17 protein-coding genes and 1 pseudogene are annotated in these 19820 nt (G+C 57.3%); 10 read left to right on the top strand and 8 right to left on the bottom strand.

The window, feature by feature from the left end; translation table 11 throughout:
* Window positions 1-99: 99 nt before the first annotated feature.
* Window positions 100-1299, bottom strand: a complete 1200-nt coding sequence (gene cml, locus NBV64_RS18230; protein ID WP_250756297.1) for a CmlA/FloR family chloramphenicol efflux MFS transporter — start codon at window positions 1297-1299, stop codon at window positions 100-102.
* A gap of 259 nt (window positions 1300-1558) precedes the next feature.
* Window positions 1559-2029 (bottom strand): helix-turn-helix domain-containing protein, encoded by a 471-nt coding sequence (locus NBV64_RS18225; RefSeq protein ID WP_009457405.1) that lies wholly within the window; start codon window positions 2027-2029, stop codon window positions 1559-1561.
* A gap of 82 nt (window positions 2030-2111) precedes the next feature.
* Between NBV64_RS18225 and NBV64_RS18220 the strand changes: the two genes are divergently transcribed.
* A complete protein-coding gene (locus NBV64_RS18220) occupies window positions 2112-2603 on the top strand; it encodes a DUF2938 domain-containing protein (RefSeq protein ID WP_060185499.1) in 492 nt (163 codons plus the stop codon).
* Window positions 2604-2728: 125 nt separating this feature from the next.
* Here NBV64_RS18220 and NBV64_RS18215 read toward each other — a convergent pair whose 3' ends face one another.
* Window positions 2729-3610, bottom strand: coding sequence for a LysR family transcriptional regulator (locus NBV64_RS18215; RefSeq protein WP_170978614.1), 882 nt, complete (start codon window positions 3608-3610; stop codon window positions 2729-2731).
* A 169-nt stretch (window positions 3611-3779) separates the two neighbouring features.
* On the opposite strand from NBV64_RS18215, the gene NBV64_RS18210 reads away from it, so the two are divergent.
* The gene (locus NBV64_RS18210; protein ID WP_250756296.1) at window positions 3780-5291 is read left to right on the top strand and encodes an MFS transporter; all 1512 of its coding nucleotides are present in this window, start codon (window positions 3780-3782) and stop codon (window positions 5289-5291) included.
* A gap of 127 nt (window positions 5292-5418) precedes the next feature.
* Here the strand turns inward: NBV64_RS18210 and NBV64_RS18205 are convergent, their stop codons facing one another.
* Entirely contained in the window at window positions 5419-5973 is a 555-nt protein-coding gene (locus NBV64_RS18205; RefSeq protein ID WP_250756295.1) for a GNAT family N-acetyltransferase, read from the bottom strand.
* A gap of 132 nt (window positions 5974-6105) precedes the next feature.
* On the opposite strand from NBV64_RS18205, the gene NBV64_RS18200 reads away from it, so the two are divergent.
* On the top strand, window positions 6106-6966 hold the full coding sequence (locus NBV64_RS18200; RefSeq protein ID WP_250756294.1) for an AraC family transcriptional regulator: 861 nt from the start codon (window positions 6106-6108) through the stop codon (window positions 6964-6966).
* A 133-nt stretch (window positions 6967-7099) separates the two neighbouring features.
* Here NBV64_RS18200 and hutC read toward each other — a convergent pair whose 3' ends face one another.
* Window positions 7100-7789 carry a histidine utilization transcriptional repressor HutC gene (hutC, locus tag NBV64_RS18195; RefSeq protein ID WP_230940569.1) on the bottom strand — a complete coding sequence of 230 codons (690 nt, stop codon included), beginning with the start codon at window positions 7787-7789 and terminating at the stop codon, window positions 7100-7102.
* A 315-nt stretch (window positions 7790-8104) separates the two neighbouring features.
* On the opposite strand from hutC, the gene hutU reads away from it, so the two are divergent.
* From hutU to NBV64_RS18175, 4 genes and pseudogenes are all read left to right on the top strand, one after another.
* Window positions 8105-9835 (top strand): urocanate hydratase, encoded by a 1731-nt coding sequence (hutU, locus tag NBV64_RS18190; protein WP_009457426.1) that lies wholly within the window; start codon window positions 8105-8107, stop codon window positions 9833-9835.
* An 18-nt stretch (window positions 9836-9853) separates the two neighbouring features.
* Window positions 9854-11389, top strand: coding sequence for a histidine ammonia-lyase (gene hutH, locus NBV64_RS18185; protein WP_060185493.1), 1536 nt, complete (start codon window positions 9854-9856; stop codon window positions 11387-11389).
* A gap of 395 nt (window positions 11390-11784) precedes the next feature.
* A pseudogene (locus tag NBV64_RS18180) lies at window positions 11785-12165 on the top strand (type II toxin-antitoxin system RelE/ParE family toxin); the annotation flags it as partial.
* Window positions 12152-12454, top strand: coding sequence for a helix-turn-helix domain-containing protein (locus NBV64_RS18175; RefSeq protein ID WP_031233072.1), 303 nt, complete (start codon window positions 12152-12154; stop codon window positions 12452-12454). The pseudogene NBV64_RS18180 and the gene NBV64_RS18175, both read left to right, overlap by 14 nt.
* 11 nt (window positions 12455-12465) lie before the next feature.
* Here NBV64_RS18175 and NBV64_RS18170 read toward each other — a convergent pair whose 3' ends face one another.
* The 3 genes from NBV64_RS18170 to NBV64_RS18160 are packed head-to-tail and all read right to left on the bottom strand — an operon-like array spanning window position 12466 to window position 15723.
* Window positions 12466-13887: a formimidoylglutamate deiminase gene (locus tag NBV64_RS18170; RefSeq protein ID WP_250756292.1), complete on the bottom strand. Its 1422-nt coding sequence runs from the start codon at window positions 13885-13887 to the stop codon at window positions 12466-12468.
* Window positions 13884-15113, bottom strand: a complete 1230-nt coding sequence (hutI, locus tag NBV64_RS18165) for an imidazolonepropionase (protein WP_009457440.1) — start codon at window positions 15111-15113, stop codon at window positions 13884-13886. The genes NBV64_RS18170 and hutI overlap by 4 nt, the downstream gene beginning before the upstream one ends.
* A 4-nt stretch (window positions 15114-15117) precedes the next feature.
* Window positions 15118-15723 carry a HutD/Ves family protein gene (locus NBV64_RS18160; RefSeq protein ID WP_250756291.1) on the bottom strand — a complete coding sequence of 202 codons (606 nt, stop codon included), beginning with the start codon at window positions 15721-15723 and terminating at the stop codon, window positions 15118-15120.
* Window positions 15724-16018: 295 nt separating this feature from the next.
* On the opposite strand from NBV64_RS18160, the gene NBV64_RS18155 reads away from it, so the two are divergent.
* The 3 genes from NBV64_RS18155 to NBV64_RS18145 all read left to right on the top strand — a co-directional run bounded on the left by NBV64_RS18155 (window position 16019) and on the right by NBV64_RS18145 (window position 19673).
* Window positions 16019-17215 (top strand): aminotransferase-like domain-containing protein, encoded by a 1197-nt coding sequence (locus NBV64_RS18155; RefSeq protein WP_250756290.1) that lies wholly within the window; start codon window positions 16019-16021, stop codon window positions 17213-17215.
* Window positions 17216-17425: 210 nt separating this feature from the next.
* Window positions 17426-18370, top strand: a complete 945-nt coding sequence (gene ubiA / locus NBV64_RS18150) for a 4-hydroxybenzoate octaprenyltransferase (RefSeq protein WP_009457445.1) — start codon at window positions 17426-17428, stop codon at window positions 18368-18370.
* A gap of 43 nt (window positions 18371-18413) precedes the next feature.
* Complete coding sequence (locus NBV64_RS18145; protein ID WP_009457459.1) at window positions 18414-19673, top strand: putative Na+/H+ antiporter; 1260 nt, start codon at window positions 18414-18416, stop codon at window positions 19671-19673.
* The last annotated feature ends 147 nt before the right edge of the window (window positions 19674-19820 follow it).

Here is a 19820-nt window from a genome sequence, read left to right as displayed (position 1 = left end):
TGTCGTCCGCCGTAGCTCGCTCCTGACATTATTCATGAACAGTGACGACGGGTGATCTAAATGAAGGGAAGGCTTATCGAAAGCCTTCCTTTTTTAACCTTAAACCTCGCGTTTGGGCCTTGCCTCCAGCAACATCAATGCAAGCAAAACCACACTGCTCATTCCCAGCCCAAAGACCACCAGTGGCCATGCCGTATCCCCGCCCAGCAAGGTCACAGCTACGGTACCGAACACGCTAACGATCAGGCTTTCCACGCAGAAGTAGATTGCCACGGCGGAACCGGCTACATCATTGAACTGGGCCAAGGCGCCATTGGCGGTGACGGATACCGTCATCACAATGCCCATGGCGGCTAGCCACATGGGCAGGATAAAGCTGCTAAAGGAGGGTTCCAGCAGGAGTTGTCCTGCTGCCAGCAACAGGGCGGCTAGGGCGATCAAACCCATACCGCGTCTCAGGCTCCCGGCCGTTCCCCAGCGAGCCACAAAGGTTTTGGACAGGCGGGTGGTGGCAATCATCACCAGGGCAACACTGGCAAAGGCCAGGCTGAAATTCACTTCTGAATAGCCAGCTTGTCCGATCAAGACTCGGGGCGCGGTCGAGAAGTAAACAAAAAATGTCCCCATCCCGGTGGAGAAGCCCAGGGTATAGACCCAGAAGGCCGGACTCTTGAAGACGGCCAGTGCGCGCTGCTGGGAATGCAGCGGTTTGGCAGGTCGGGTCTCCTGCCATCTGCACAGCGCATGGATCCAGGCTATGAGCCCCATCGCTGCCAAACTCAGGAAGATGGCTTGCCATCCTCCCATGCGGGCAATCAGAGCACCTGCAATAGGCCCCAAGGCGGGTACGAATGCCAGGATGGAGCTGAACAGGCTATAGATCACTACCCCTTCGGGGCGGTCTGCATACACATCGCGCACTGTGGCAAACAGGGCCACAAGGGTGGCCGAAGCCCCCAGTGCCTGCAGCACCCGAAAACCAACAAAAGCCCAGGCGGAATTGGACAAGGCAGCGGCGGTTGAGGCCAACACAAACAGGGCGGCCCCTGTCAGCAAAACAGGTCGTCGGCCTATGCGATCCGAAAGGGGGCCAAAGATCAGTTGCCCCGCACCCAATAGCAGCATGTAAAGGCTAAGGGTCAGCTGGATGATGGCTGGGGTCGTACCTAGAATTTCCGGCATGGTCGGGACGACGGGCAGGTAAATATCCATCCCCAGGGAGGCGAGGATGTCAAAGGGCGCCATCAGCAGCAGGGCAGCCGGCAGCGTATAAGCCCAGGAAGAGCGTGAGGAAGACATAACAAAATTACCACTCGAAAAAGAAATCGGGCGGCGTCTGTTTGTTATCAATCAGCGGGATTGGAAGTACAGAACGCCGCAACAAGACCAGAGCTTGTTGCGGCTTACTCAGTTGCTGACTTAGTGCTCGTCATGCAGACGGCTCCTCTCATAATCGTTTGTTGGTGTGTCGCGGATTGGATACTTTAAGGTGGCGGCTGGCCTGGCCTTGCTGCGACAATTGCTCATTATAGGGGGAGGTTCTTACAGCCTTGAAGCGTCAGCTTGTGGTGGTTGTTTTTATGCCCGACATCGTTTTGGCAAGACGCGACATCGCTTCTCTGGAGCCGCTGGTCTTGTTCTTCTTCACCCGGATGGCGGCGGCTTTCAGCAAACGCTGGAATGTCGGGCACTGCGTATGGTTGGCGGCAGAGCAGTGCGCGGCGTGGCGCAAACCTTCGCTCATGGCTTTCAGGCGCTTGATGGTGGCATCCAGTTGATCGGCCTTGGATAGCAGCAATTGCCTGTCCACCTGCGCAGAACCATCGGGAGGCAGCATGGCCCGTATTTCTTCCAGCGACAAACCGCCCGCTTGCCCCAAGGCAATCAAGGCCAGTTGATCCAGTACTTGGGGCGTAAAACGACGCCGTTCTCCGGGGGCGCTGACTGCACGGATCAGGCCTTCTTTCTCGTAGTAACGCACGGTGGAGGAGGGTAAGCCGGTTTGCTTGGCAACTTCTGAAATATCCATCTTGTACCTGTTGACTTGAAGTTGACTTCAACTTCTATGATTGCTCAAAAAACAAAGTGCTTATCAACGGAAAGGATTGCCAATGTTGTCGATCAATGAATGGGTGCATGTGATTCTGATCGGAGTCGGAGCCACTATTTTCATGGATATCTGGGGCCTGATTCAAAGGGCGATGGGCGTTGCCACGCTGAACTACGCCATGGTGGGGCGCTGGGCCGGGCATTTGCTGCGTGGCCAGATCGCACACAGCAGTATCGGCAAGGCTGAGCCGATTGCGGGAGAGTCTGCCTGGGGCTGGTTCATTCACTATGCTGTGGGCATTGTTTTCGCCTTTTTGTTGCTTGCGGTTTACGGCACTGAGTGGCTGCAAGATCCCCGCTGGTTGCCCGCCGTCATGGTGGGCATGGCTACGGTCGTGATGCCCTTTTTTGTCATGCAGCCCGCCATGGGAGCCGGAGTGGCGGCCTCGCGTACCCCCACGCCTTGGACCAACCGCTTGCGCAGCCTGCTGACACACGCGGTTTTTGGTTTGGGCATGTACCTTGCGGCCTTGCTGATCAAGCAGGTGGCTTAAGGAGATGTCATTTGTTGGGGCCTCTGTCATGGGTGGCCTGCTCTTTTTGTGCGTCAGCCAGTCCCAGGATGCCGCTTCCGAGCTGACCGGGGACTGAGCAGGAGGCACTAGCAGTATGTGTTTGGTTAGGTCTGGAAAACCGCCTCGCTCATGCAATCAATAAAGGCGCGCAGCTTGGGCGACAGGTTGCGGCTGGCAGGCCAGACAATCCACAGTGGCACGGTGTTATGGGTGCATTCATCCAGAATGGTTTGCAGCCGTCCGCTGCTTAAATGCTCGCCCACGGTGAAATCTGGCAGGCAAGCGATGCCTTGCCCTTGCAAGCTCAGATGCACCCGCATTTCCACGCTATTGCAGACCAGTGTGCGGGGCAGCTCGGGTACGTCCTGAGTTTCGGAAATTGGCCATTGTTCCAGCCGCCCGGTATTGGGGAAGCGGTAGTGCAGGCAGGCATGGTGTTGCAGATCTTTGGCGTGCAAGGGGCGACCATGCTCTTGTAGATATTCGGGGGAGGCAGCCAGGACGCGACGGAACGTGCACAGACGGCGGCGCATCAGGCCTGAATCACTCAAGGCACTGGCACGGATGGCGGCATCAAAACCTTCGCCAATCACATCGACCAGACGGTCAGAAAAGTCCAGATCCAGTTCTACAGCCGGATAACGCTGCATGAAGTGGCTGATGGCCTGTTGAAACAGGCCGCTGTAGCGCGGCAAGCTGATTCGCAAGGTGCCACGCGGCATTTCACTGGCTTGGGACATTTCCAGTTCTGCCGCCTCGATTTCACTCAAGATGCGTCTGCATCGCTCCAGAAAAACCTTGCCGTCGGCAGTCAGGGCCAGAGTGCGGGTGCTGCGGTGAAACAGGCGCACTTTCAGCCGCTCTTCCAGGCGGGCGATGGACTTGCCTACTGTGGAGGGCGACAGGCCGGATTCGCGGGCCACGGCCGAAAAGCTCAGGCGTTCCGCCACGCGTACGAACAGGCCGATATTGCTCAGGTTTTCCATCATGGTGCCGACTCTATTTAAGAATTTATTTCCTAAGTATTAATAACTGTAGTGTATTTTTCTTTGATGGGGTGATGCTTAAGCTCCTGAAATCGACCCCGATCATGCGGGTATTTCACGCCGTGTTCATTTCTGTTGGGCACGCACGCTTTAGCAGTCAATGAGAACCATGCTTTCCTCTTCTTCATCGCCGGCCATGCGTCGGCTGCAATTATTGTCAGCCTGTTTAACGGCTTTATTGATCCCCTTGTGCTTCACCGGCCCGGCAGTGGTGCTGTCGGCCATCAGTGCAGAGTTAGGTGGTAGTGCCGCCCAGCTGAGCTGGATCATGAACGCGTACATCCTGAGTTACGGCGGTGCCATGATGGTGTCAGGCAGCCTGACGGACATTTACGGCCAGCGCCGCATCTGGCTGATTGGCATGCTGTGGTTTTGCGCCTTTACCATTGCCATTCCTTTCATGCCCTCCGTGTTCTGGATTGATATTTTGCGCATGATGCAGGGCCTGGGCGGTGCCGCCGCTTTTGCCGCTGCCATGTCCTCCCTGGCTCCCTTGTTTGAAGGACGTGCACGGGCGCGGGCGTTCAGCTTGTTAGGCACGTCTTTCGGGCTGGGGCTGTCTTTTGGTCCCTGGTTTTTCGGCTGGATTGTGGAGGCGCTGCAATGGCAAGGCGTGTTCTACGCGACCGGGGCTATTGGCGTGGTCGGTTTGTTGCTGGTTCTGATCAGTACCAAGCCCAGTCAGGGCGGCTCGCAGGGTGCATTGGACTGGCCGGGTGCCATCAGCTTTACGCTGGCTTTGGGCCTGTTTACTTATGGCATGTTGCTGATCCCGGAACGGGGCTGGTCCGATAGCTGGGTGCTGTCCACCCTGCTGGCGTTTGTTGTCGCCTTTGTGGGCTTTGTCTGCATAGAGCGCCGCGTTACGCAGCCCATGATTGATTTGAGTTTCTTTCGTGACCCCGGCTTTGTGGGTGTGCAGGCTTTGGCTGCAGCCCCTGCATTCCTGTTCATCGTGCTGATTGTGTTGTTGCCCGGTCGCTTTATGGGTATTGATGGTTACGGTGCATTGCAGGCCGGGCAGATGATGGTTTGGCTGGCTGCGCCTTTGTTGATCGTGCCTTTTGTGGCGGCCTTGCTGACTCGCTGGCTATCGGCAGGCACCTTGTCCAGCCTGGGTTTGCTTCTGGTGGCCGTGGGTTTATGGACTCTGGCTGAAGGCTTTGAGGCAGGTGGCGGTCCAGCCCTGCATCTGCCTTTATTGCTGATCGGCGTGGGTATCGGTTTGCCCTGGGGCTTGATGGACGGGATGGCGGTCAGTGTGGTCAGCCCGGATCGGGTTGGAATGGCGACGGGTATCTTCAATACGGTGCGAATCTCTGCGGATGGTGTGGCCATTGCCGTGGTCAGCGTGCTGCTGGCTACCTTGATTCAGCAGCACCTGAGTGTAGGCAGCACTACGTTTACACAAGCAGCGGTTCTGGAAGCGGCCAGTCGGGCGGCTTTGGGTGAATTGCAGTTGGCCGCGCAACAGCTGCCTGGTTTGGAAGCGCAATTGACTGCCAGTTATGCCGCTTCATTTTTGACGGTGCTGCATGCGCTGGCAGGCCTGGCGGCCTTGATTGCCGGTCTGCTCTTTGTCTTGTTGCGACAGCCCAAGCACGCTTTGCAAACGGCCTAGAAGACACCGCGTGCGCTGCACGCGATGCCCAAGGTGAACGGGCCCCAAACGCCTGGGACAGGTATCCAGGTTTTGGGGGCCGTTCTACACCCACAGCGGCGGCGTGGGTGTGGGTTACGACGGGTGTTCAGGCCTGTTGTTTGGGCAAGGACAACCATTCTTCAGCAGTAATGCGGCTGATGTGCTCAGTCCGGTAGTCCTGCAGGAACTGGTTGTACTTGTTTTCTTCGGTGTGATGATGGCGAAAGCCACACTTGCTTTGCGCAATCTGCGATTGGGCATTGTTGGCAAAGTAGCCGCACCACAGTGCTTTCAGCTTCAGCGTTTCAAAAGCGTGTCGCATCACCTCGCGCATGGCCTCGGGGATCAAGCCCTGGCCCCAGTAGGGCACGCCAATCCAATAGGCAATTTCGCCTTCTTCTTCGCCGATCTCGAAGTTGCTGTTCTTGCCGATCAGGATGCCGATGCAACCGACAGCTCGGCCATTAACTTTGTGCTCGACGGCATACACTTCGGGCATATTGAAAACTGTGCGGATAATTTCGGCACTTTCCTCAACGCTGGTATGCACCGGCCAACCTGCAATCGGGCCAACTCGCTCGTCTTTGGCGTATTCGTACAAGTCCTTGGCATCGGTGTCCTGCCAGGGGCGTAAAATAAGTCTTTCTGTTTGAAGTGTCATTTTCTTTACTCACCATTCAGCAGAAAACAGAATAGAAGCTGGCTGGTTTGGCGAACAGAGCAGGACCTTGGTAGTTTCGGTACTTTTAGCAAGTCCTGTCGGTTGCCGGGCCATGAAGGGCAGAGGAACACCATGCATCAGATTCCACAACTATTCAGCGCCAAAGATAGCTGGCTGACAGGCCAGACCACGCTGGCCGAAGGCGTGGGAATGCCTTTGTCTTTCGGTCATGCCTATATGACCTTGATGATCTGCCTGTCGGGTCGTGCTTTGGTGAGCTTGAACTTCAAGGATCAGGTCGTACGGGCCCATGATGTGCTGGTGCTGGCCGAAGATACGATTACCTTGCTGAGACGGCGCTCACGCGGTTTCAAGGTGTTTTTTCTGTTGATGCCCAAGAACCTGGCGTCAGAAGTGGCTTATCAGCTGCCTAATTCCTTGTTCGTGTTCCTGCACGACAATCCGCGGTGTGTGCCTCCGCAGAGAGATCGAGCTTTACTGGCGGCCTGGTTGCTGCAACTGCACGAGATTGTGCAGACCAGCACGCTGCATCAGCACATCATGCTGCGTAATCAGCTGCAGAATTTCTTTCTACATATTGCCCAGCAGATTCCGTCCGAGTATCAGGGCGGCCAGCCGTTCAGCCGTCAGGAAATGATCAGCTGGCGGTTTTGGGAACTGGTTGGCCAGCAATGCCGGCAGCACAGAGAGGTGAAGTTTTATGCCGATGCGCTCAACATCACCCCGTTTTATCTGTCCCAGCTGAGCAAACAGTTTTTTAACGACAGCCCCAAGGCCTTGATCGACAGGCAAGTGGTTCTGGAGATCAAGGCGCTGCTTTCCTACAGCCAGCTGGCGATCGGGCAGATTGCTGATCAGCTGAATTTTGAGGATCCCTCTTATCTGTGCCGGTACTTCAAGCGCCATACAGGCTTGTCGTTGACCCGCTATCGCCAGCATGAGCAGGCTCGTTCCGGTGTGCTTGGCAAGTGATCAGCTCAAGGGTTAGTCATGCCAGGTCAATGCGACAAGAAAATGGCGATGGTGTATGACTCAGGAGGCCAGAAGCCTGTGCGCCTGATCGATGCGTTTGGGAGTCAAACTCTAGGCAGAGCAGATTTACGGCTCACATCTTGCCAGTGAATTTGTAGCGATCCCCTGGATGCCACAGCCTGGCGTGAGTTGTGAACTGCTCGCTGGAAAAAGTGCGGCGGTCCATCACCAGACAGGGTTGCTGCTCTTTCATGTGCAGGGCCTGCGCGATTCCGGCGGGCGGCACCAGCACTTCAATGCTGTAAAAGCCGGTTGGCAAGGGGGCAACGCGCACCAAGTACTCATTAGGTGTGATCTGGCTCCAGTCCTGCTCCATGTAATCCGGCGCCATTTGCGCGTCCACCAGACGATCTTCGTACTGGATAGGCAAGCCGTTTTCGGCATGAACAATAATGGAATGAAACAGCGCTGCGCCCGGTGCAATGCCATATAGCCGCGCTTGAGCCGGGCTGGCCTGCAGCCGCTCCATGCTCAGCACTTGGCAACTGTGTTGGTGGCCGCGCTCCCGTATGTCTTGCGCGATGCTGCGTATCTCGATCAGGGTGGACTGGAATTTGGGCTGCGCGACGTAGGTGCCCGAGCCTTTGATGCGGACCAGCAGCTCATCATTCGTCAACTCCCGCAGCGCGCGGTTGACCGTCATGCGCGACACGCCAAATTGTTCGCATAAAGCCAGTTCAGTGGGGATCAGATCACCTTCACGCCATTGGCCGGACTGGATTTTCTCCAGCACAAAATTCTTGATTTGCAGGTAGGCGGGCATGCTTGGTTCAGTTGACGAATGGCTCGTCTGGCGGACATCCATTTTTATGCTTTCCTGTAGGACGTGTTCACACTCAAAAGAGTCTCGCGCAGGCCAGATCTGAGGTCGTGTACCAGGCCGCGAGTGATGCATTCCCATGCTCGCATTCACGGGCTTATGCAAGGCTCTCTTTATATGTATAGACAACTTGGAAAAATGACTATACATTGGCATGAGCTTACAAGAAAACCGTTGTTTTGTCGGCGCCAGGACCTGCCCTTCGGGTGTGGAAACAGCCTGCCAGATAGAACCAGCGCGTATCCAGAGACACCTCAGATGGAGGACATCACCATGCCTGATCATCACACTTTGGCGGCCAGCCACGATCCCCGTTTCGATCCTGAGCGGCAGATTCATGCCCCTACGGGTACCCAGCTCAGCTGCAAGAACTGGGTGGCGGAAGCCGCGTACCGCATGATTCAGAACAACCTGGACCCGGCTGTGGCCGAGAACCCCCAGCATCTGGTGGTGTACGGCGGCATCGGGCGTGCAGCCCGGAACTGGGAGTGCTATGACCAGATTCTGGCCAGCTTGCGCCAGTTGGAGGATGACCAGACCTTGCTGATTCAGTCCGGCAAGCCGGTGGGTGTATTCCGTACTCATAGCGATGCGCCGCGTGTGCTGCTGGCCAACTCGAATCTGGTGCCCAAATGGGCTACCTGGGAGAAGTTTCACGAGCTGGATCAGGCCGGTTTGTTCATGTATGGGCAGATGACGGCGGGTAGCTGGATCTACATTGGTAGCCAGGGCATTGTGCAAGGCACGTACGAGACTTTTGCTGAAGCAGGTCGTCAGCATTTTGGTGGTTCGCTGGCCGGGCGCTGGATTCTGACTGCTGGTCTGGGCGGCATGGGCGGCGCACAGCCTTTGGCGGCAACCTTTGCCGGGGCTGTATCGCTGACGATTGAATGCAAGCAAAGCAGTATCGACTTCCGTTTGCAGACCCGTTATCTGGATAAACAGGCGCGGGATCTGGATCATGCGCTGGAGTTGATTGCCCAACACACGGTCGCCAAGGAAGCGGTGTCGATTGGCTTGCTGGGTAATGCTGCCGATGTACTGCCCGAACTGGTGCGACGTGCCCAAGCGGGTGGTTTGAAACCTGATCTGGTGACGGACCAGACCTCTGCCCACGATCTGCTCAATGGCTATTTGCCGTCAGGCTGGACGGTGGAACAGTGGCAGGCGGCGCAGAAAGATCCGGCCCAACACGTCCGCATTCAACAAGCGGCTGCCAAGTCTTGCACAGTTCATGTACAAGCCATGCTGGATTTCCAGAAAATGGGTATTCCGGTTGTGGACTACGGCAATAACATTCGCCAAGTTGCGTTTGATGAAGGCGTGGCCAATGCCTTCGATTTCCCTGGCTTTGTGCCTGCCTACATTCGCCCCTTGTTTTGCGAGGGCAAAGGCCCGTTCCGTTGGGTGGCCTTGTCAGGCGACCCGGAGGACATCTACAAAACCGATCAAAAAATCAAAGAGCTGTTCCCTGACAATCAGCACGTGCATCGCTGGCTGGACATGGCGCAGGAACGCATTGCTTTCCAGGGCTTGCCGGCACGCATTTGCTGGCTGGGACTGGGCGAGCGTCACCGCGCTGGTCTGGCCTTTAACGAAATGGTGCGTAAGGGCGAGCTGAAAGCGCCCATTGTGATTGGCCGCGACCACTTGGATACAGGCTCGGTGGCCAGCCCCAACCGCGAAACTGAAAGCATGCGTGATGGCACGGATGCCGTGTCGGACTGGCCTTTGTTGAATGCCTTGTTGAATACCGCCGGCGGGGCCAGCTGGGTTTCGCTGCACCACGGGGGCGGGGTGGGCATGGGCTACAGCCAGCATGCTGGCATGGTGATTGTGGCTGACGGTAGTGAGCAGGCTGCGGCCCGTCTGGAGCGGGTCTTGATTAACGATTGCGCCAGTGGTGTGATGCGTCATGCGGATGCCGGCTACGAGCTGGCGATTCAAACGGCCAAGAATTTCGGGCTGACATTGCCCATGATCAAGTAAGAAAAACAGGACAGATAAATGAGCAAGAGTATCGAGCTTTCTCCCGGCGCACTGACTTTGGCACAACTGCGCCAAATCTGGCAGGAACCGACTGTTCTGACTCTGCCACCAGAGGCGATCGGGGCCATGGATGCGTCCTCGGCCATTGTGGCCAAGATCATCCGGGAAGGTAATCCGGCTTATGGCATCAATACCGGCTTTGGCAAGCTGGCCCAGCAACGCATTCCCGACCATGATCTGGAGCAACTGCAAAAGAACCTGATTCTGTCGCACTCCGTGGGGGTGGGCGAGCCGGTGTCCGATGCAGTGGCCCGCTTGATCATGGCCATGAAAATTGCCAGCTTGGCGCGCGGCTTTTCGGGCATACGTTCGCATGTGGTTACGACCTTGCTGGATATTCTGAATGCGGGCGTGGTGCCTTTCATCCCGTCCAAGGGTTCGGTGGGGGCATCGGGTGATCTGGCGCCCTTGTCGCACATGACCTTGACGCTGATCGGGGAAGGGCAGGCCAAGTGGCAGGGCGAATGGATGCCAGCCCAGCAGGCTTTGGCCAAGGCGGGTATCACTCCCATTGTGCTGGCTGCCAAGGAAGGGCTGGCGCTGATCAATGGTACGCAAGTATCTACGGCCCTGGCCCTGAACGGCCTGTTCCGCACCCAGACCTTGTTCCGCAATGCGATTCTGGCCGGTGCCTTGAGCGTGGACGCCGCCAAAGGCAGTGACGCGCCTTTTGATGCGCGCATCCATGAGGTCCGTGGACAGCCGGGGCAAATTTATGCGGCTCGCCTGTACCGGGAGCTGCTGGCTGGCAGCCAGATTCGTCAGTCGCATCGCGACAATGACAACAAGGTGCAGGACCCCTACAGCTTGCGCTGTCAGCCCCAGGTCATGGGTGCGATTCAGGATCTGATCACACAGAACGAACGCAGCCTGTTGACGGAAGCCAATGCTGTCACGGATAACCCGCTGGTGTTTCCCGGCAAGAATGGCGAGCCGGATCAGGTGATTTCCGGAGGTAATTTCCACGCCGAGCCGGTTGCGTTTGCTGCCGATGGCTTGGCTCTGGCTATTGCTGAAATTGGTGCCTTGGCAGAGCGTCGAGTCGCTTTGTTGATTGATGCCAGCATCTCTGGTTTGCCACCGTTCCTGGTGCCTTCTGCGGGTTTGAATTCGGGCTTCATGATTGCCCATGTGACCGCAGCGGCCCTGGCTTCGGAAAACAAGTCGCTGGCACATCCTGCCAGTGTGGATAGTCTGCCTACTTCGGCTAATCAGGAAGACCACGTCAGCATGGCAACCTTTGCAGCGCGCCGTCTGGAAGACATGGCACAGAACACGGCCGCGATTGTGGCAATTGAATTGCTGTGCGCGGCACAAGGCATTGATTTTCATGCGCCTTTGCTGACTTCCGAGCGCTTGAAGAAGGTGCAGGATGCGATTCGTCAGGCCGTGCCTTTTTACGATCAGGACCGTTACTTGGCTCCCGATATCGAGGCCCTGAAAGCCTTGGTGCTGGATGAGAGCCTGGCGGCGACGGCGGCTGATCTTTTCTAGTTTTCATGAAGTACTGCTGATTGTTTTTGTCTCCACGAACTTGTCCCTGGCATGGGTCCCCACGCCAGGGATTTTTTTGCTTCACGGCGACCCAGCATTGCATTTCTCTGGACTACGCCCTGCTGACATAAGTCCACGGTGAACACGACGGCTGCTGCGTCCCCTACGTAGGCAGGCACGGTATCTGTTATCGAGCGACGGCCTGTATTGCCAACTGAGGCGTGCCAATCAAGATGGATATAAAGCTCACAAGTCACATGGCTGTGGCGATGTGCATGCGCTATGTTCACAAGGAGGATAAGCCCGCGTGGGATGGGCGAGCGGATGGCGAATTGGCTGCTCCACGACGAGAGATTGATAAGTGTGCCCGATACGGGTATAGTTTGGAGGTCGATATGACGCGCGTTCTCAAGCGCAAAGACTTTGCGCGATGGCAGGCGGCCGAGAAGCTGCCTGATATTGCCTTGTGCAAGGCAGTTCAGGAGATGGAAAGCGGTCTGATCGATGTGGACTTGGGTGGCGCCTTATACAAGAAGCGGGTAGCTCGCCCTGGTGGTGGCAAAAGCGGCGGCTATCGCAGCTTGCTTTCGGCCAGAATAGGTAGCCGTTATGTGTTCCTGCATGGGTTCTCCAAGAGCGACAAGGGGAACATCACGCCGGATGAGAAGAAAGCGCTGCAATTTGTAGGGAAGGTGTTCCTGGGCTTGTCGCCTGAAGCCTTGTTGAATGCATTGCAGGCTGACGTGTTATTGGAGGTGCATTGTGAGCAAGATCATCGAATCGCTACGCGGCGACCTGGAGGCGCTCCAGGAGGCAGGAGCGATCGGCAAGGTGACGATGCGCGAGTTTGACGCAATTTGTCCACCGCCAGTTCGGGAGTTCGATGCGGCCGACATCAAGCGGCTGCGAGAAGGCTTGAAGTTCAGCCAGCCGATATTTGCGCTTTATTTGCATACTACGGCATCGACCATACGCAAGTGGGAGCAAGGTGAAACCCATCCCACTGGCCCGGCACTCAAGCTGCTGAATATCATTGCTGACAAGGGCTTACAGGCCATCATTTGATTTTTTTGTACCTAAGCCTTGTTCAGTAGACTGCTCAATGTTTTTTTATAAGCCGCAAATGCCGCCTCTTCCTGAGGATGATGGCCCTCTGTCACACAGGCCTTACCACTGACGAATACATCACGAATCGGGTTGGCGTGAGCGCGTTCGGAAAAGACCAGAGCCGACAGCCAATGCTGCTTATCCAGCCCCGCCAGACTGGGGTGCTCCAGGTCAATCACCATTAAATCTGCCTGATGACCGGGGCTTAATTGCCCGCTGGCTCGCCCGGACGCCTGTGCGCCACCACGTGCGCAGGTGCCAAACAAGTAGTCCGCGACGAAAGGTTGTTGGGACGAAGTCAGCACATTGCGTTGCTGGCTGATCAATCGTTGACCATATTCCAGCAAGCGCAGTTCGGCGCGCCAGTCTACGCAGATGTGGCTGTCTGAACCTATGCCCATTCGTCCTTGCTCCGCCAGAAAGGCGGCGGCAGGGAACAGGCCATCACCCAGATTCGCCTCGGTGCTTGGACACAAACCTGCTACGGCACCGCTGCGGGCAATTTGCTTGCGCTCCTGCTCGTCAATATGAGTGGCGTGGACCAGGCACCAGCGTTCGTCCACATTGAAGTTGTCATAGAGATAGGCCACCGGACTGCTGCCTTTGATGTCCCGGCAGGCCAGTACTTCGGCCATCTGTTCGGCAATGTGAATGTGAATCGGGTGGCGTGAGGGCAGGCTGTGCAGGCCGTCGATTAAGGTACTGATAGAACCAACGTTGGCAGCGCGCAGGGAGTGGGGTGCAACTCCGTAACGCCGGTCAGCACTCAAGGGGTGGCTGTTGTGCAGAGACTCCAGCAGGTACAGCAACTGCGTAGGGCTATTCAAAAAGCGCTGTTGATCCTGACGCGGCGCCTTGCTGCCGAAATCGCTGTACTGGTACAGCACGGGCAGCATGGTAATGGCCAGACCGCTGGCGCTGGCCGCCTCCATGACGCCTTGGGCCAGCAGGCCTATGGGTGCGTAATTCTGGCCGTCGCGCTGGTGATGCAGGTAATGGAACTCGCACACGCTGGTGTAGCCCGCTTTCAGCATCTGTATATAGAGCCATTGGGCAATGGCCTGCATGTGCTCGGGCTCCAGACGGGCAGCGAAGCGGTACATCAGGTCGCGCCAGCTCCAGAAGCTGTCCTGGCCTTGCCCCCGGAATTCAGTCAGCCCGGCCATGGCACTTTGAAAAGCATGTGAATGCAGATTGGGCATGCCCGGCAGTACGGCACCTTGCGCTGTGTGGACGAAGCCCGCCGCGTCTATAGCCTGCTGACTGGCTTCGGGCAGAACGTCTGTCAGTGTGCCGTCCTGGTCCCAGCGCAGCAGTACATTCGCTTGCCACTGGCCGTCCAGATAGGCCCAAGGGGCCCAGAGCGCTTCATGTTTTCGGGGGATGCTCATGGCGATTCCTTACGCAGGTCACGGCTGATTGTGCCTTGGTATACGACCAGGGCGCAGCGTGGCAGGCCCAGCCAGTAGGCCAGTTCGGGCAGGGAGTCTATGTCCCAGGCGACAAAGTCGGCGCGGGATCCGATGCTGAGTTCACCACTGATGTCAGGGGCACCCAAGGCCTGAGCAGCATGGCGGGTGACTCCTGCCAGGGCTTCGGGGACAGTCAGCCTGAAAAGCGTGCTGCCCATGTTCAGCATCAGTAATAGGGATGCACAGGGGGACGTGCCGGGGTTGCTGTCAGTGGACAGGGCCATCGGTACGCCGTGTTTGCGCAGCAGTTCAATCGGGGGTAACTGGGTTTCGCGTAGAAAGTAGTAGGCGCCGGGCAGTAGCACGGCCACGGTTCCCGCTTTTTTCATGGCGATGACGCCTGCTTCATCCAGGTATTCCAGATGGTCGGTGGACAGGGCCTGGTAGCGGGTCGCCATTTCCGTGCCGCCCAGATTGGAGAGCTGCTCGGCGTGCATCTTGACGGGCAGGCCCAGTGCTTGGGCCGCTTTCAAAACACGTTCGGACTGCTTCAGGTCGAAGGCAATACGCTCGCAAAAGACGTCAACCGCGTCGATCAGTCCTTCTTGTGCCAGAGTGGGCAGCATTTGATCGCAGACCAAATCCAGATAGGCATCGGTTTGCCCGGCAAATTCAGGGGGCAGGGCATGGGCACCTAAAAAGGTGGTGCGCACCGTGACCGGGCGCAGCTCGCCCAGACGGCGGGCGATACGCAGCATTTTGCGCTCGCTCTCCAGATTCAGACCGTAGCCGGATTTGATTTCAATCGCGGTGACGCCTTCGTCCAGCAAGGCATCCAGTCGGCGCAGGGCTTGGGCCAGCAGTTGGTCCTCGCTCAGGGAGCGCGTCGCTTTGACGGAGGACACAATGCCGCCACCCTGACGGGCGATTTCTTCATAGGAGGCCCCTGCCAGCCGCAAGGCAAATTCCTGGGCGCGGTTGTCGCCGTAGACCAGATGGGTGTGGCAGTCGATCAGCCCGGGGGTGACCCAGCGGTTTCCCAGCTTGTGTTCTTGAGTGGCGTCTTGCCACTGCGCAGGCAGGTCATGACGTGGGCCCATCCAGGCGATACGGTCCGCCTGTACAACCAGGCAGGCATCTTCGATGACGTACTCGGGGTCGGCGGTGGGGGCCAGGCGTAAATCGGTCCAAAGTGTGTAGCTCATCATTTCATTCCGTGGGAGCTATATAGGCGTAGACCAGCGGGGCATCAGCAGGGTCGGCCTGCAGTTGCAGGGACAAGGGGGCGGGTGTGCTGCCTGTCAGGGCTTGCCCGGCGCCCAGGGTCCAGCTGTGTGTGTCGGCCTGGAGTTGATAGCCGCCTTGCGGTGCGTACAGAAAATGCGTACCAGCGGCCAATTTCATGGAGTCGTTTCGTCCTTGCCATGCGTGCAAGCTGCCTTGGGCTCGGCCCCGGCGCAGCATCAGGTTCAAGTCCTGTGTCGGACCGAGTGGTAACAAACAGGCCATCTTGTCCTCGCCAGCGAAGGCGTAGGGCTGGAATGGATGCAGCACATGGATATCTTGCTCGTGAATCAACTGCATGTTGTCGCCCTCGATCAACATGATGTGTCGGTCTATGCCGGGGAAGCGGGAAAAATCGCCGGAGGTCTGGACCTGGGCCAGGCTGATGCGCCAGTCAAAGTGCTCATAGCCGGAATGTTCGGGATGGCAAAGCACCTCGCGCGTGGTGCCGCCACCGTTTTTCCAGGGCTGCGCGGGCAGGCTGCTGATGTTTAGCAAGCGAAGCAAAGTGGCAGGGTGGGGCTGGCTCATGGTGGCATGGCTCCGGACGGATTTTTAATTGTATATACAATAGCTGAGTATAGACAAAGCGCGACGATCGTCTGGAGGGGCAGGCTGTTTTTTCAGGGTAAATCCCGAGCACAAACCCTTGAGCTACTTGCGCTGCAAGCCGCTTGGTGGCAAGGTATACGCTAATAAACCCGAGTCATAATTCATTCAAAGGTGCAGGATGCCTGGTTTTTTCGGCATCCTGCGTTATTTATTGCAAGCTGGAAAGTTTGCATATGAAGTATTTAATCGTTCTTCTTCAGGACTTCCCCGAATCATGGATACCCTCTCGCAGTCTTTTACCTTTTCCCAACGTGCCCAGAAACTGAGTGGCTCCGCAATTCGTGAAATTCTCAAGGTCACTGCGCGTCCCGAGATTATTTCCTTTGCGGGCGGTCTGCCCACTCCAGTCGGCTTTCCTGTCGAGGAAATGCAAAGCGCGTTCAACAAGGTACTGAGCGAGCAGGGCCGTGTGGCACTGCAATACACCACGACGGAAGGCTATCTGCCCCTGCGCCAATGGCTGGCAGAGCAAATGAGCGCCGAAGGCGCCCCTGTGGACGCCGACGAAATCCTGCTGGTGAACGGTTCGCAGCAAGCCCTGGACATGCTGGGCAAGCTGTTCATTGATGAAGGCAGCAAGGTGCTGGTGGAGTCGCCTACTTATCTGGGCGCTTTGCAGGCTCTGTCTGTGTACAACCCTTCTTTCGTGGCTATTCCTACCGATGGCCAGGGCATGATCCCCGAGTACGTGTCGGCTCCTGAAGCCATGGGCGCCCGTTTGCTGTACGCATTGCCCAACTTCCAGAACCCCACCGGCCTGCGCCTGCCTCTGGAGCGTCGTCAGGACCTGGTGGAGCGATGTGCGGCTGCGCATATCCCGATCGTCGAGGACGATCCCTACGGTGAACTGCGTTACGCCGGCGAGCGTCTGCCCAGCCTGCTGTCCTTGGGCCGCAAAGCCGGTGCTACCGTGATACGCCTGGGTACCTTCTCCAAAGTGCTGGCTCCTGGTTTGCGTCTGGGCTACATCGTGGCTCCCGCCAAGATCATCGACAAACTGGTGCAGATCAAGCAGGCCACGGACTTGCACACCTCCACACTGACGCAAATGGCTGTTTACGAAGCCGTACATAACGGTTTCCTGGAAAAGCACCTGCCCAAAGTGCGCGATATTTACCAGAAGCAGTGTGCCATCATGCTGGAAGCCATGGACAAGAACTTCCCGACGACGGCCCAATGGACCCGTCCCGAAGGCGGCATGTTCATTTGGGTGACCTTGCCCGAGCACGTGGATGCGACGGCCCTGCTGCAAAAGGCCATTGAGAACCTGGTGGCCTTTGTTCCGGGCGAACCTTTCTACGCCGGCAAGGACGTCAAACGCAACACCCTGCGCCTGAGCTTTGCCACCGTGCCCGAGGAAAAAATTCGCGAAGGCATCGCCATCTTGGGTAAACTCATCAAGGAAGCCTGATCGCCGTTTGGCAGGCAAGGGACGCAGACTGATGGGTCTGCGTCTTTTCATGCGCTGGCCCGGCCAGCGCTGTGGTTTTCAGCGCCGGCCATTGCGTTTTGCTTGCTCACAGAGCATGAACAGATTCCTGGAATCCACCGCATACCCTCTGCCAGAGGGTATGCCTGTTTTCAGTCTATGGCTTGAGGCCTGGATTTAGGTTTTACCTCTATGACATCTCCATCCGCTTCGGAATCTTCCCCGCGTCCTGATCTGTCCGATATGCGCCCCAACAATGACTGGGTGGCTCGCTATTTGCCAGCATCCTGGGGGCCGTATGCCCGTTTGTGTAGGCTGGATCGGCCTGTGGGCACCTGGCTGACCCTCTTGCCCGCTCTGGCCGCTCTGGTGCAGGCAGCGGACGGTATTCCTACCCTGTGGCGTTTGGTGATCTTTTCTCTGGGCGCCTTGTTGATGCGCGGTATTGGCTGCTGCTTTAACGATATGGCGGACCGTAACTTCGACCATCAGGTTGAACGTACCCGTTTCCGGCCCTTGACCAGCGGCCAGATCACCATGCGTCAGGCGGTGATCTTCGTGCTGGCGCAGATGGCCGTGTGTGCCTTGCTGCTGCTGGCTATCAATGAGTACAGCCGTTGGCTGGCACTGGCCCTGTTCCCGATCGTGATGATTTACCCCCTGTGCAAGCGCTTTACCTACTGGCCGCAAGTGGTTCTGGGTATCTGCTTTAACTGGGGCATGTTGATGGCCTGGTCCGATACGCAGAACATGGTGCCTTTTGGCGCCATCCTGATGTGGGTGGGCGCGATTTTGTGGCAGGTGGGCTACGACTCCATCTATGCCTATATCGACATGGCTGACGATACCAAGCTGGGCCTGCACTCCACGGCTCTGCGTTTCCGCGAGGCAGGCAAAACCTGGATCAGCGGTTTTTACATCGCCGCCATGGCCTGCTGGCTGGTGGGCGGTTTTCTGCTGAACGAGCGGATTTTGTATTACATGGTGATGGCCGTCATCGGCATTCATCTGCTGTGGCAGATGCGGCAGTTTGACGTGCGCTATCCCGAACGAGGCCTGCGCCTTTTCCGTGCCAACATCTGGGTTGGTGTGTTGCTGGTGGTGGCCGCTTTGGCTGGCACGATCAGCCTGGCTTGATCCGTGTTCAAGCAATTTACGTAAAGCTTTAAAGGTTTGAAGAATGGCCTCTCCTCTTGAGTATGTCGCAACGGCGCTATTTGCCATTGCCATCGTCCACACCTTCTCGGTTCCGGTATTTGCCCGCCTGGCCAATAAAGGCGGCAGCCACTCAGGGCTGTGGCACATGTTGTCCGAGGTCGAGGCCGTGTTTGGCGTCTGGGCCTGTGTGCTGGTGGCCTATATGGCCGTTTTTGTGGATTTGCAGTCCGCTATCGAGTATCTGGAAACCCGCAACTTCACCGAACCCATGTTCGTGTTCGCGATCATGGTGGTTGCCGCCAGCCGCCCGATTCTGGAACTGGTGAACAAGACGGTGGCGGTGCTGGCGCGTGCTGTGCCCGTGTCTGACAAGATCTCCACCTACTTCATCACTATGTCGGTAGTGCCTCTGGCCGGTTCCCTGATTACCGAGCCCGCTGCCATGACGTTGGCGGCGCTGCTGTTGCACAAAGCCTATTTCCGTCATCAAGGCCATGCCGGTTTCAAGTATTTGACCGTGGGCGTGCTGTTTGTGAACGTCTCTATTGGTGGCGTGCTGACTGCCTATGCAGCCCCTCCGGTCTTGATGGTGGCCAGTACCTTTGGCTGGGACACCGCCTTTATGGCGACGCATTTTGGTTGGCGTGCTGTGATGGCCGTCCTGATCAATGCCACCCTGGTCACCCTGGTTTGCCGTAAAGCCTTGATGGAAATGGGGCAGGGTATGCCTGAAACAAAACAAGCGCAGCGCCCGGTGCCCATTACCGTCATGGCCATTCACGTGGCTTTCCTGGTGGCGATTGTGCTGGGCGCGCATCACCCCATTGTGTTCATGGCTCTGCTGATGCTGTTTATTGGCTATGCCCACTCCTACAAGCATTACCAGAACCCCTTGCTGGTGCGTGAAGGCCTGATGGTCGGTTTCTTCCTGGCCGGTCTGGTGGTCCTGGGCGGTCTGCAGAAGTGGTGGCTGCAGGATCTGCTGGGCGGCTTGTCGCCCACCGTGCTGTTCTGGGGGGCGACGGCCTTGACGGCAGTAACGGATAACGCGGCACTGACCTATCTGGGCTCTCTGGTGGAAGGCACCTCGGATATCTGGCGCTATATGCTGGTGGCCGGTGCGGTTACGGGCGGTGGTCTGACCGTGATTGCCAACGCGCCCAACCCCGCCGGCTTCTCCATTCTGAAAGGCAGCTTCCCGGATGGTGCGATCTCGCCTCTGCGTTTGCTGCTCAGTGCCATGGTGCCAACCCTGGTCGCAGCCTGCCTGTTTTTGATCTGAACCGGATGGCCGCCAGGGGCGGCCTGTCTGGCCGGGGCGAAGTTCAGTGCGATTGAACGCCAAAAGGGCTAAAATCACGGCAGAAGCGCCCCTGGGAACCCTTTGCGGTTGCTGATTGAACGGGTCTCCGGCTTGAATTTGCTGGTT

Source organism: Alcaligenes sp. DN25, from assembly GCF_023674485.1.
Lineage (GTDB): Bacteria > Pseudomonadota > Gammaproteobacteria > Burkholderiales > Burkholderiaceae_B > Alcaligenes > Alcaligenes phenolicus.
This window is presented reverse-complemented; position numbering and strand designations above follow the sequence as displayed.

Coding starts and splice junctions, on each gene's coding strand:
- cml (WP_250756297.1), bottom strand. CDS start 1,299: ATGTCTTCCTCACGCTCTTCCTGGGCTTATACGCTGCCGGCTGCCCTG.
- NBV64_RS18225 (WP_009457405.1), bottom strand. CDS start 2,029: ATGGATATTTCAGAAGTTGCCAAGCAAACCGGCTTACCCTCCTCCACC.
- NBV64_RS18220 (WP_060185499.1), top strand. CDS start 2,112: ATGTTGTCGATCAATGAATGGGTGCATGTGATTCTGATCGGAGTCGGA.
- NBV64_RS18215 (WP_170978614.1), bottom strand. CDS start 3,610: ATGGAAAACCTGAGCAATATCGGCCTGTTCGTACGCGTGGCGGAACGC.
- NBV64_RS18210 (WP_250756296.1), top strand. CDS start 3,780: ATGCTTTCCTCTTCTTCATCGCCGGCCATGCGTCGGCTGCAATTATTG.
- NBV64_RS18205 (WP_250756295.1), bottom strand. CDS start 5,973: ATGACACTTCAAACAGAAAGACTTATTTTACGCCCCTGGCAGGACACC.
- NBV64_RS18200 (WP_250756294.1), top strand. CDS start 6,106: ATGCATCAGATTCCACAACTATTCAGCGCCAAAGATAGCTGGCTGACA.
- hutC (WP_230940569.1), bottom strand. CDS start 7,789: ATGCCCGCCTACCTGCAAATCAAGAATTTTGTGCTGGAGAAAATCCAG.
- hutU (WP_009457426.1), top strand. CDS start 8,105: ATGGAGGACATCACCATGCCTGATCATCACACTTTGGCGGCCAGCCAC.
- hutH (WP_060185493.1), top strand. CDS start 9,854: ATGAGCAAGAGTATCGAGCTTTCTCCCGGCGCACTGACTTTGGCACAA.
- NBV64_RS18170 (WP_250756292.1), bottom strand. CDS start 13,887: ATGAGCATCCCCCGAAAACATGAAGCGCTCTGGGCCCCTTGGGCCTAT.
- hutI (WP_009457440.1), bottom strand. CDS start 15,113: ATGAGCTACACACTTTGGACCGATTTACGCCTGGCCCCCACCGCCGAC.
- NBV64_RS18160 (WP_250756291.1), bottom strand. CDS start 15,723: ATGAGCCAGCCCCACCCTGCCACTTTGCTTCGCTTGCTAAACATCAGC.
- NBV64_RS18155 (WP_250756290.1), top strand. CDS start 16,019: ATGGATACCCTCTCGCAGTCTTTTACCTTTTCCCAACGTGCCCAGAAA.
- ubiA (WP_009457445.1), top strand. CDS start 17,426: ATGACATCTCCATCCGCTTCGGAATCTTCCCCGCGTCCTGATCTGTCC.
- NBV64_RS18145 (WP_009457459.1), top strand. CDS start 18,414: ATGGCCTCTCCTCTTGAGTATGTCGCAACGGCGCTATTTGCCATTGCC.